Origin of the sequence: Gorillibacterium sp. CAU 1737 (genome assembly GCF_039888655.1) — a bacterium.
Taxonomy (GTDB): Bacteria; Bacillota; Bacilli; order Paenibacillales; family NBRC-103111; genus Gorillibacterium.
In genome coordinates, this window is the sequence record NZ_JBDQQO010000001.1 from 919567 (window position 1) to 930905 (window position 11339).

The 11339-nt window shown below is 51.5% G+C and carries 11 protein-coding genes; 8 read left to right on the forward strand and 3 right to left on the reverse strand.

What is annotated here, in order from left to right; all coding sequences use genetic code 11:
• Nucleotides 1-88 precede the first annotated feature (88 nt).
• The 8 genes from AAFN83_RS04285 to AAFN83_RS04320 all read left to right on the forward strand — a co-directional run bounded on the left by AAFN83_RS04285 (nucleotide 89) and on the right by AAFN83_RS04320 (nucleotide 8434).
• Nucleotides 89-1300, forward strand: coding sequence for a U32 family peptidase (locus tag AAFN83_RS04285; protein ID WP_347767316.1), 1212 nt, complete (start codon nucleotides 89-91; stop codon nucleotides 1298-1300).
• The gene (locus tag AAFN83_RS04290; protein ID WP_347767318.1) at nucleotides 1297-2091 is read left to right on the forward strand and encodes an alpha/beta fold hydrolase; all 795 of its coding nucleotides are present in this window, start codon (nucleotides 1297-1299) and stop codon (nucleotides 2089-2091) included. Before AAFN83_RS04285 ends, AAFN83_RS04290 begins: the two co-directional genes overlap by 4 nt.
• 2 nt (nucleotides 2092-2093) lie before the next feature.
• The gene (locus tag AAFN83_RS04295; RefSeq protein WP_347767320.1) at nucleotides 2094-3047 is read left to right on the forward strand and encodes an amidohydrolase family protein; all 954 of its coding nucleotides are present in this window, start codon (nucleotides 2094-2096) and stop codon (nucleotides 3045-3047) included.
• 20 nt (nucleotides 3048-3067) lie between these two features.
• Nucleotides 3068-3451 carry a cupin domain-containing protein gene (locus AAFN83_RS04300; RefSeq protein WP_347767321.1) on the forward strand — a complete coding sequence of 128 codons (384 nt, stop codon included), beginning with the start codon at nucleotides 3068-3070 and terminating at the stop codon, nucleotides 3449-3451.
• 29 nt (nucleotides 3452-3480) lie between these two features.
• Complete coding sequence (locus tag AAFN83_RS04305) at nucleotides 3481-3783, forward strand: carboxymuconolactone decarboxylase family protein (RefSeq protein ID WP_347767323.1); 303 nt, start codon at nucleotides 3481-3483, stop codon at nucleotides 3781-3783.
• A gap of 6 nt (nucleotides 3784-3789) precedes the next feature.
• Nucleotides 3790-4617: a cyclase family protein gene (locus tag AAFN83_RS04310; RefSeq protein WP_347767324.1), complete on the forward strand. Its 828-nt coding sequence runs from the start codon at nucleotides 3790-3792 to the stop codon at nucleotides 4615-4617.
• Between the two features lie 56 nt (nucleotides 4618-4673).
• Entirely contained in the window at nucleotides 4674-5876 is a 1203-nt protein-coding gene (locus tag AAFN83_RS04315) for an SPL family radical SAM protein (protein WP_347767386.1), read from the forward strand.
• 221 nt (nucleotides 5877-6097) lie between these two features.
• The gene (locus tag AAFN83_RS04320; protein WP_347767326.1) at nucleotides 6098-8434 is read left to right on the forward strand and encodes a glycoside hydrolase family 95 protein; all 2337 of its coding nucleotides are present in this window, start codon (nucleotides 6098-6100) and stop codon (nucleotides 8432-8434) included.
• Here the strand turns inward: AAFN83_RS04320 and AAFN83_RS04325 are convergent, their stop codons facing one another.
• From AAFN83_RS04325 to AAFN83_RS04335, 3 genes are read right to left on the reverse strand one after another with little or no spacing between them, the layout of a single operon-like run.
• On the reverse strand, nucleotides 8435-9265 hold the full coding sequence (locus AAFN83_RS04325; RefSeq protein ID WP_347767328.1) for an AraC family transcriptional regulator: 831 nt from the start codon (nucleotides 9263-9265) through the stop codon (nucleotides 8435-8437).
• A gap of 8 nt (nucleotides 9266-9273) precedes the next feature.
• Nucleotides 9274-9897 (reverse strand): TetR/AcrR family transcriptional regulator, encoded by a 624-nt coding sequence (locus AAFN83_RS04330; RefSeq protein ID WP_347767330.1) that lies wholly within the window; start codon nucleotides 9895-9897, stop codon nucleotides 9274-9276.
• Nucleotides 9890-11095: an MFS transporter gene (locus tag AAFN83_RS04335; protein ID WP_347767332.1), complete on the reverse strand. Its 1206-nt coding sequence runs from the start codon at nucleotides 11093-11095 to the stop codon at nucleotides 9890-9892. Before AAFN83_RS04335 ends, AAFN83_RS04330 begins: the two co-directional genes overlap by 8 nt.
• Between the last annotated feature and the right edge of the window lie 244 nt (nucleotides 11096-11339).

The following is an 11339-nucleotide window of genomic DNA, read 5'->3' on the forward strand; positions in this document are numbered from 1 at the left end:
CCCCGTCACTCGGGAGCGTGCTCAAGCACATATTAAACTCGCACACGATCTGGGACTTGAGTTCAATTACTTATTGAATACAAACTGCATGGATAATTTGGAGTTCACTCGGGAAACGAATCGAAAAATCTTTGAAACGATAGAATGGCTGCGAGAGATGAAGGTTGATTGGGTCACCGTAGCTATGCCCTACCTGGTCAGTGTCATTAAGCAGATCGCTCCGGAGATCAAGGTTAGCTTGTCTACCTTTTCCTACGTAGATACGCTGCAAAAGGCAATCCAGTTCGAAAAGATGGGTGTGGACGAGATTACCTTGCCGGAAGGGCTGAATCGCAATTTCCCCTTGTTGAAGACGCTGCGCCGGCATTTGAGCTGCACGCTCCAATTGATCGCCACTAACGTATGCATGGCCGCCTGTGCTTATCGAACCACGCATACCAATTCTCAAAGCCATGCCTCCCAAGAAGGTCATGTTTCGAACGGGGTTGTGTTTGATTACTGCATGCTCAAATGCACGGAAATGTCGATCAAGGACCCGGTGGAAATCATAAAAATGCCCTGGATCCGACCGGAAGATACCGAGCATTACGAGAATATCGGCCTTGAAAACTTCAAAATAACCGAGCGAATGAAGCGGACGGATCTCTTGATTGAGATCGCCCAAGCCTACACCGACAGAAGATATGACGGGCCGCTAGATAACCTTCTGAATTTTCGGATCAAGTCCAACTTTTTGCCGCCCAACAGCACCATCATGGAGAACACGGTAGCTTACAAGAAAGAGTATTTGCTGGAATCGCGCGAGCTGCTCTTTTCCCGGCGGGTTCAGATCGATAACAACCGCCTCGACGGGTTTCTGGATCATTTCATTCGTCAGGAAAAGGATTGCCGAAACATTCTGTGCGGAGTGGAATGCCGGCATTGTCATCAGGTCGCTGCGAAAGTCCTGAACTATGACGAGCGCGAGAATGAGATGCTTTTGATGCGGTACAAGGAGCTGCTCAAAGCGGTGTCCAGTGGAGCACTTCATGATCAGGAGGAAGCCCCCTTGGAATGGCCGGAGGAGGTCTCGCGAATGCTCAATTTCTTCCTGGAGAAGAAACCGGAATTCATTCGCAACAGTGCGCGGGCTTCTACGACATTGAGAGCAGAAAAGTATGCCAGAGAGAGGAAGTCCGAGAGGGTGGAGATGCCTGATCTGGTTAAGGCGAACTTCGAAGAGACACCAAGAGAATTCAGAGCGATGCTCCTTGACGAAATGAAGCGCATGGGAATCGAGATGGAGGAATTGATCTCATGAATAAGGGAGCCGTGAGTACGGAGCATTATGAAGTGGTGAATGGAATCAAGCTGGCGTTCGAGCAAACGGGGAGCGGACACCCCTGTCTACTGCTGCACGGGAATCGGGATTGCAAGGAGAACTTCCGTGAATTGGCTCCGTTGCTTGCGGAAGCTTGCGGCTTAGAAGTGATTTCCATTGATTTCAAGGGCCACGGAAATAGCGACAAGCCGGATACAGGCTACTCGATTGACCTGTTTGTGGAGGAGATTGCCGGCTTTATACGTAATAAGGGGTTTGACAAGGTGCACCTGATCGGCCATTCCCTAGGCAGCACCGTATCAATTGCTCTGGTGGATCGATATCCGGAGCTGGTGGATCGCCTTGTCCTGATGGGGGCATCCGTTGGCTTTAAGGTCAAGTTCCAGCGGCCGGAATTCACGAGAGAGAATTTCAAAAGGATGCTGCAGGAAACCAACAAGAGGGCGGCTCCCTACTTCTTTGTGGAAGGATACGAGGAGGTGAAGAACAGGGTTCTCGACCAATGGTTGCGGATGGAATACCACGTTCATATGAATCTCATTCAGCTGCAGCATCCGGACTTGACGGAAGCGGCCGGGCGTATTCGGAACAAAACCCTGTTGATTTATGGAGAAATGGATAAGTCAACCCCGCCAAGCGACGGAGAGATCGTTCAACGTCTGGTTGGGGATGCCCATCTGGCCATCATCCCCGGAACGGGGCATTTTATGTATATGGAAGAGCCGTATCTGGTTGCAAACGAAATCACACCCTTTTTGATAGGGGGTTGAACATGAGTCGACAACTGATTATTGATACCCATGCCCATTTCGGAGTCCCTGAGAACAAAGTGCTGGAATCGATGCGTACCGAGAAGACCTATGAGGTGGATTGTCTGCTTCAGGATCTTGCCACGCTCAAGGAAATGGCCGGCTCGGAAAACGGTGACCTATTAGAGGACCACAACTTTTTGGAGGATTACCTCACATGCATGGAGGAAAATCACGTTCAAATGAGCTGGCTTCACCAACTGAGCTTTGAAAAAATACTCGGCTATCAGGTCTTGTCAAACGAGCAAATCTCTCAAGCCATTCGAACCTATCCAGGCAAGTTCAGGGGCTTTGCCAGCGTCGATCCGAACCAGGATACGAAGGCGGCGGTTGAGGAGCTGGATCACGCCATCCGGGTGCTGGGGCTTCATGCGTTTAAGCTGAACCCCAATGATTACGGCGGCTTTGATCTGAATGACCCGGAGAAATTGTATCCCTTGTATGAAAAGTGCTGCGAGCTGAATATTCCCGTTAGTGTTCACACGGGCATTACCCCCAGCTGCATTTTTCGAATGAAGCATAACAATCCCATCTTGTTGGATGATGTAGCGGTGGATTTCCCGGACCTGGTTCTCATTGTCGAGCATATGGGTCATCCCTGGAACGATCTATGCTACAACATGGTTAGCCGGCACAAGAATATGTACCTGACCATCACAGCGGTAGCGAACGTTCTGATTCATAGTCGCCCGGCTGTGTTTCGCATGGAGCTGTCCAAGATGATTGCCATCATCGGCAGCGAGAAGATCCTATGGGGCTCGGATTGGACCGCCACTCCGAATATGAAGGAAGTGCTCACGTACTTGAACAAGGTCTCCATTCCGCTGCCCATGCGGCTGATGATGGGGGTCAAGCAAATCACCAAACAAGATATTGATAACATTGTCGGGTTGAATGCGTTACGAATTCTCAAGTGAGAATGGGGGAGGGATACACGGTGACTCAAACGCTCACGGATGCGATTCATGCCGATCAAGTAGCGCCGCTTACCAATAAGGGAGGGCGCATCAAAGTCACAATCTCACCCAAAACGGTGCAATCGACCCAATTAATCATGGGGCAGCTTGTTTTGCAGGCAGGGGAAAGCTTGCTGGAGCATGTTCATGATTATGGTGAGGAAGCCTTCTATGTGGTTTCAGGCATGGGGACAGCTTATCTAGAGGGGAAGGCCATCGAGCTTTCCCCGGACGTATCGGTTCTTGTTCGGAAAGGGCTGCGTCATCGGATGGAGAATACGGGATCGGATGCATTGGTCATCCTGTTCGCAACGGCTCCTCTGGCGCCTACGGCTGCTGCGGGGGACCGGGTTACAGCACAATAATGGTCTTGAATGAAGAAAGGCGGGAACCTATGCAGAATTTGATTCAGGAAGCGCCGGAGGTGGCACAGGCTTTTCGGCAGCTGACCCAATCCATCGACGGCTACTCTCCCCTTGACCTGAAGACAAAGGAACTAATCTTGATCGGAATCTTTACAGCAGACAAGGCGGTGAGGGGCATCGATACTCACGTTCGAATTGCTCTGGAAGCGGGAGCCAAGAAGGATGAAATCATAAGTGCCATTCTCTATGCCATGCCAATCGTGGGCTTGCCATCGGTCACGCTGGCGTTAGGGAAAGCCCTTGAAATCATCGACCAGCACCAGACCGGGTGAGCTACCATGAAAATGATCGATTTGAGTGTGAATTTGGAGAAGAACTCAGGCGAGCCCGTCGATGTGAAGATCGTACGAACGGGGCATCGGGAAGGTGCGGATGCCATTGGCCGAGGATTGATTTGGAGCAAACGGAGACCTATCCTAAGAAATGTGGAGAGTCTAATCCATTACCTCACAGGCAAAAGGAGACTGAGCCGTCATTCTTTTCCCGACGAGGAGTTTCTCTCCTTGGAGATCGTCACCTTAAGCTCCCATGCCGGAACCCATATGGATGCCCCGGAACATTTTGGATCGATGAGCGAGGGACATCGAGCGCGAACGATAGACGAGCTGCCGCTGGAGTGGTTTTATGGGGATGGGGTCATTCTGGATATGACTCACAAGGGAGCCGGGGAATTTATTACGCTTCGCGATGTCGTGGAATCATTGGAAAAGCTTGACTATGAACTGAAACCGATGGATATTGTTCTTATCCATACGGGGACGGACAAAAAATGGGGAACCCCCGCCTATTTCCACGATGCTCCCGGGATGAGCTCAGAAGCGACGGAATACTTGATTGATCAAGGAATTAAAGTGATGGGGATCGATTGCTACGGATTTGATCGGCCTTTTCCTCACATGATAGAAGACTACTTTGCTACAGGGAATTCGGAGTTTTTGTGGCCTGCCCATGTATTGGGGAGACATCGAGAATATGTCCATATGGAACGACTCTGCAACCTCGATCAAGTGCCTCATCCCTTTCACTTCAAGGTGAGCTGCTTTCCTGTGAAGCTGACCGGCAGCGGTGCTTCCTGGATTCGAGCGGTCGCCATGGTTCAGGATTAGCCGCTAGTCCACTCGCATTTCGAAATCCAACCAAAGGGTATGATCATTTGACGGAAGTGAAGCTTCAGCATAAAGAGATCAAGAAAGCACTGCGAAAAGAGCAATGGGTCAATCCGTTCACATTAGGGAAATATAGCGTGGCTCCCTACCGGGCTTGTCAGCATGGTTGTAAATACTGTGACGGTCGTGCGGAAAAGTACTATATTGAGGGTGACTTTGAGACCGACATTATCGTCAGAAGCAACCTGCCGCAATTGCTGGCCTTGGAGCTGCCAAAGGTCAAAGAGAGGGGCATCGTCTCGTTTGGTTCGGGGGTTACCGATGTCTATCAGCCTTCGGAAGGGAAGGAAGGGCTGATGCGGCAATGTGCCGAATTATTGGCGATGCACCCATTTCCTGTATCCGTTCTGACGAAATCGTCTCTGATTCTTCGAGATCTTGATTTGTGGGAGAAGGTTCATCACAAAAATGGCTTTATCTTGATGGTGTCCCTCACTTTTCTCGATGACGAGATGAGACAAATCTTCGAGCCCCATGCCAGTTCGGTCAAGGAACGGTTAGAAATGATTGCCGAGTTCAAAAAGCGAGGAATGCATGTCGGGGTTCTGGCTATGCCGTTCATTCCCTTTCTAACGGACCATTCCGCTCACCTAGCAGCATTGATGCAGAAGCTGACCGAGCTGAAGGTCGACTTCATGATGCCGGGGGGACTGACGCTGCGTCCCGGAAGGCAGAAGGAACTATTTCTGGATACGGTGAGGGGGAGGCTCCCTCACTTGCTGCCCCACATCGAGAGGCTTTATCAGGAGGATCGTCCTTCTGGAAACCCGCTTCCTTCCTATTCACGCGAACTATCGGCCCGATTCCATGAGGTGGCGAAAGCGTATGCGATCCCCCCGGCTCTTCCGCACGCTATCTACCGGAACATGATGCCATTGCAGGATGAACTCTATATCTTGCTGAGCCATATGATCGATTTGTATGCGAGAAGAGGGATATCGGTCAGCCCCCTGCAGCAAAGCTTCAAGCGTTATGCGGCTTGGCTGCTGGAAGCGAAGCGGGTTCATAGCCGGAAGTCCAGGCAACATGTGCAAGAAGCGAACGATCGAATCGATGAGTCCATCGTACAAGGCGAGCTTGAGAGCATCCTTCAAAATCGAAAGCTGCATCGCTTCATCATGGAGGTTGCAGCAGAACGAAAGGTTTTCAACTATCTCTCCTTGAAGCTGGAGAATAAATCGATCGAAGATCTGAAGTGAATCCATACTCAAGCTGTGAAGTGGACGTTCCCTCGTCATCCAGGATGACGGAGGAGCGTCTCTTTTTTCGCAAATAGAGAGTGTATTCGTGCTGCCGTCGAACGCGCCTTGGTGGATTAAGATAGAATCGGCATAACAGAAGTTAGAATTGTGCGTTCCCTTCCGAATCAAACATCGGCAGAATAAGCTTTATATCGGAATTCACGGGGGAGTGCGTCCTTATGAAGGAAAACAAAATTTGGTTTGCCCAGCCTGCCGAAACGTGGGAAGAAGCTTTTCCAATTGGGAATGGAACGCTGGGCGGTATGGTCTTTGGCCGAACGGATATCGAGCGAATCCAGTTGAACGAGGACAGTCTGTGGTATGGCGGCCCTATGCAAAGAAACAATCCCCTCTCGTTCAAACATCTGGACGAAATAAGAGCGCTACTCTATTCGGGACAGATCCGGAAGGCGGAGGAGCTTGCAGCGGTTGCTTTTGTCGGGGTACCAGACGGTCAACGTCATTATGAACCACTGGGAGATTTGTATCTGGACATGAGCACGATCGAGGGGGTCGCCTCTGATTATCGAAGACAGCTCGATCTTGAACAGGGGCTTGTCCAGGTGGAATACAACAAAGAAGGAAGATCTTATACTCATGAATCCTTCTCCAGCCATCCAGATCAGGTTATGGCGATTCAACTGAGGTCCAGCGAACCGGGGAAGCTGGCGTTCTCCCTTTTGTTTGGAAGGGGGAATGTGTTGGAGCTTGGCCCGTGGTCTGACATCCTTCAGCATCCGGTTGCCTTCCACGCGAATCTGGATCGGATTGAGAGGAGACAGCCGGGAGATTTGGTCATTCGGGGAAGAAGCGGTGGGGAGGAAGGCATTCGATTTTGCTGTGTCATTCGAGTGCTGGCGGAAGGGGGCTCTCTTCTTTGCCAGGGCAGCCAGATATCCGTACAGCAAGCCGATTCGGCTACGATCCTGGTCGCGGCCTGCACGGATTTTCGGGTTCCGGTCGACCAATTGGAGACGGTGTGCCGGCAAAGGCTCGATCAGGCTTCGTCAAAATCCTATGAGCAGCTTCGCGATACTCATGTAACGGACTACCAATCCTTGTACAACCGCGTGGAGCTGCATCTGCACAATGACCAAAACGACTGCGAGTTGAGCCGTCTGCCCATCCATCATCGGTTGGAGCGGCTAAGAGCGGGCGAGCAGGATCCCGCATTGTTCAGCCTTTATTATCAATTCGGCCGGTACCTGCTTATCTCCAGCAGCCGTCCCGGCTCGCTGCCCGCCAACCTTCAAGGGATATGGAATCAGCATATGCTGCCCATTTGGGATAGCAAGTACACCATCAACATCAACACGCAGATGAATTATTGGCCGGCGGAAAGCTGCAATCTGGCGGAATGTCATCTACCATTATTTGACTTTCTTGAACGGCTTCGTTCCAATGGCAGAGCAACCGCCAAAGTCATGTACGGCTGTGAAGGATTCGTAGCTCATCACAATTCCGACATTTGGGCGGATTCCGCTCCACAGGATGTTTGCATCACCTCTACCTTTTGGGTCATGGGGGGAGCTTGGCTTTCCTTGCATTTGTGGGATCACTATGAGTATGGGAGAGATCCTGCATTTCTTGAAAAAGCATACCCGACAATGAAAGAGGCTGCTACTTTCCTATTGGATTACCTGACGGAAGTACCATCCGGACAGTTGGGCATCTGTCCCTCATCCTCACCGGAAAATCGGTATGTTCTCCCAAATGGCGAATCCGGGGCATTGTGCTACGGGGCATCCATGGACAATCAAATCATTCGCGAGCTCTTTACCCGTTGTATAGAAAGCTCGCGAATCTTGCAAACGGATCAGAAGTTTGCAGAGCTACTGCTTCACACGCTGGAACGAATCCCGCAGCCCGTTGTTGGGAAGCACGGGCAGATTCAGGAATGGAGCGAGGATTATGAAGAGGTGGAGCCAGGACATCGGCACATCTCGCAGTTGTTCGCTTTGCATCCGGGAACACAAATCACAGCAGAGGCTACCCCCGAGCTGGCGAAGGCGGCTCGAATCACATTGGAGAGAAGATTGAGCTATGGAGGCGGCCATACCGGATGGAGCCGGGCATGGATATTGAACATGTGGGCGCGATTGGAGGAGGCGGAGCTGGCCTATGAGAATGTGAAAGAGCTTCTTTGTTCTTCCACGCTGCCCAATCTGTTCTGTGACCATCCGCCTTTTCAGATTGATGGGAACTTTGGCGGGACGGCCGGTATCGCGGAAATGCTGCTCCAAAGCTATGGGGGGGTCCTTCGACTGCTCCCGGCCTTGCCCAAAGCATGGCCGAACGGGTCTGTTCGCGGACTTCGGGCACGCGGAGGATATGAGGTAGAGCTGGAGTGGAAGGAGGGCTGCCTTCAACGCTTCCGAATTCAGGCAGCTGAACAAGGGACCATCCAGGTTTCCTACCGGGACGCAACGGTTGCTTTGAACTTTGCGGCGCCAGGCGTTACCCTCGAGCTTCATCAAGGGGAATGGGAAACCTCCGGGAGGTGGAATGTAAAATGATTAGGAGCGAAGCCCCATCCGGTAAGCGGTTGGCGAGCATCCGGTCTGCGCTTTAAACAATCGGGACAGATACGAAACATCGCTGATCCCGACCTGACTAGAGATTTGGGATAGATGGAGATCGGTGGAGATCAGGAGCCACTTGGTCTCTTCTATCCTTTTTCGGTTGACGTATTGAATGGGGGATGTCCCGAAGTGCTGCTTGAATACGCGAATCAAGTAGTTAGGATGCAGATGCACAAGCTCCGCCAATTCCGAGATGGTGATGTTCCGCCGATAGTGGGCGTTCATGTAGTCCATCACCTTCATCATGGTAGCCGAATGCTCGACTGTTCCAATGCTCTCCGTGTTTAAGATCGCATGCTCCAGGTAATAAGCGATCAATTTGAGCATGGCTGCCTTCAAATGAAGCGGGGAGGTAACCCTCCCGCCCGCAGGGGATGCAACCAAATCCCTGAACAGGTGCAAAGGCTCTGCTTGCTCATTCGGTTCTATATAAAGGGAGAGTTGCAGCAAATCGAACAGGTTGGTCTGTCCAATCCTCGCAGTAAAGTGACACCAATACTTCGTGTAACGCGGGCCTTGCGTATAGGAATAGGATTGTCGGACTCCTTGCGGCATCAGAAACCACTGCCCCGGCTTCGGAGTGAATTCTGCGTCCCCAATCTTCAGCCAGCCTTCTCCATCCTGTATGAAGTAAAACTTATTGTAGTCGGGAGTATAGTCCAGCTCTCTCCAATCCGTCCAAACCTGGTTGAAGCCAAATCCGGTAACGTTGACTTGAAGGTTGTTCAAATAGAGCTCGAGCATTTGTTTGGTTTCAAGTACCATCCGCTCCATCATTTCCTGCTTACATTCTGCATGAGCATGTCCACAAACCGTTCCTGCAAGCGATCATTCCAGGGGTCAGCCGGAGCTAAGCAGAACTTCTGCAGCAGGGCCATCATGGAGGTGAAGAGGAAGAGTCCCGTTTCCTTTCCCTCAAGATCGGGCTTGAGCGACCCGTCCTGTTTGCCGGTCTCCAACGCTTCGATCAGGAAATGCTGGTCTTTCTTCTCTTGGATGAACCGATCGAACCGTTCTTTCCCTGCTTGGTTTCCTTCGTAGCTCTGATAATGCAGATCAAACAGGAGGATGAACTTGATGATTCCCGGCTGCTGTCGGGCGTAATCCATCCAGGCATCGAGCATGGAGCGAAGCTTGGCTTTGCCATTCTGGCCGCAGGCGGCTGCCTCTTGAACATAGGCGGTCATGCTCTCCAACACTTCCATTTGGACATCTACGATCAGGTCGTCCATGGATTGAAAATGCTTATAAAACGTAACCCGGCTAACTCCAGCCCGGCTGCACACATCGGTGATGCTCACCTGAAGGAAGCTTTGCTTCACGAAAAGCTCCTTGGCCGCCGAGAGCAGGTCTCCCCGGTTTTTGTTCTTTACTTGCTGGTGCCAATTATCATTCATGGGCAACGGTCCGCTCTTTCTCTGGTTTGGGTCTGTTCACCGTGATGAATAGGGTAGCCAGAAGGATGATTGCACCAAAACCATAGGGGAAATTGATGTTTTTGTCAAACAGCCCGCCTGCGATAACCGGACCCAGGATGCTTCCGACGCTCATGTAGGTGGTGTTGAGTCCGGAGGCGTAACCCTGGCGATTCCCGGCGGAGTTGGCGATGAGGGAGCTGACCGTCGGCCTTAAAAACGAGTTGAAGGCGAAGAACAAGGCGGACATCGCCAGGAGATAGAGGAAATTGACCTTCACCAGCATCAGCAGGAGGGCCATTCCGGCCATGATCAACGAGATCCGGACGAGCTTTATTTCCCCAAGCCACTTGATGAACCGATCCAGCAGCCAGACCTGAACAATCGTGCCGATCACGGCGCCGACGGTGATGATCATGGAGATATCACGAGCATGAAAGCCGTATTTCTTCTCTACAAACAAGGCATACACCGTTTCATAGTTCATCAATCCGAAGGTCATCACCAGGATCAGGAGCAGATAACGGAAATAGGGCAACCGAAAGGAGCTTTTCACTTGCTTCCAGATCGATTCGCGCTCGGCTTGTTTTGGCGCGGTCTGACGAAGCTCCCCGGTCACCGTTTCGGGCAGGAAGAAGGTGAGCAGGGTCGCGATGAGACCCAAGCCCGAAGCGAAAAAGTAAGGAACCCGAATGCCGAGCTCGGCAATGAAGCCTCCGATGCCAGGACCCAGCACCATGCCAAGATTCATGGCGGCGCTCAGGTAGCCCATTCCTTTGGCTCGTGTCTCGCGAGTGGTGATATCCGCTACATAGGCCATGTTAGCCGGAACCATTAACCCAAGCCCCATTCCGCCGATAAATCGGGCGCCATAGAGGAGCAGCAGGCTGTGCGAGACGGCAAAGAGGAGATCGGCGAGGACGGTCAGGAAGAGGCCGGCCATGATCAGCTTTTTTCGGCCCAAGCGATCTGACAACTGTCCCCCGATGGGGGAGAAGAGAAATTGAGCCATCCCGAATGCAGCGACCAGATAACCGGCTGCCGTCCCGGCCGCATCGAATTGCTTGAGATAATCGGGAAGAATCGGGATGACCATCCCTTGGCCCAACAAGGCAATAAACAAGTTGAACATCAGAATGTAGAGGGGAAAAGAGGTGGAATGTGCAATGCGCCGAATCATAAGAAGTTCTCCTTTGTTCAATGGTTTACTATGTGTAAATAGTTACGCAATGTAAACCATAATACCGAAGAACTCTTTTTTTGTAAATGAAAAAAACGCCTGCCAACGCTCGTTAACGATGCTGGTCAAGCCCCCGAATTGTAGACAGTGAAAAAAGCCTCTAGGCAGCAAGCTGGCGTCGGTACGCAACCGGAGTCAGCTTGTTTAGTCTTCGTTGTGGTCGACAGTGGTTATAAAAGTGGAT

Bases quoted from the DNA above. Each gene is read 5' to 3' on its own strand.
- AAFN83_RS04285 (WP_347767316.1), top strand. From the start codon at position 89: ATGGATAATTTGGAGTTCACTCGGGAAACGAATCGAAAAATCTTTGAA.
- AAFN83_RS04290 (WP_347767318.1), top strand. From the start codon at position 1,297: ATGAATAAGGGAGCCGTGAGTACGGAGCATTATGAAGTGGTGAATGGA.
- AAFN83_RS04295 (WP_347767320.1), top strand. From the start codon at position 2,094: ATGAGTCGACAACTGATTATTGATACCCATGCCCATTTCGGAGTCCCT.
- AAFN83_RS04305 (WP_347767323.1), top strand. From the start codon at position 3,481: ATGCAGAATTTGATTCAGGAAGCGCCGGAGGTGGCACAGGCTTTTCGG.
- AAFN83_RS04310 (WP_347767324.1), top strand. From the start codon at position 3,790: ATGAAAATGATCGATTTGAGTGTGAATTTGGAGAAGAACTCAGGCGAG.
- AAFN83_RS04320 (WP_347767326.1), top strand. From the start codon at position 6,098: ATGAAGGAAAACAAAATTTGGTTTGCCCAGCCTGCCGAAACGTGGGAA.
- AAFN83_RS04325 (WP_347767328.1), bottom strand. From the start codon at position 9,265: ATGGTACTTGAAACCAAACAAATGCTCGAGCTCTATTTGAACAACCTT.
- AAFN83_RS04330 (WP_347767330.1), bottom strand. From the start codon at position 9,897: ATGAATGATAATTGGCACCAGCAAGTAAAGAACAAAAACCGGGGAGAC.
- AAFN83_RS04335 (WP_347767332.1), bottom strand. From the start codon at position 11,095: ATGATTCGGCGCATTGCACATTCCACCTCTTTTCCCCTCTACATTCTG.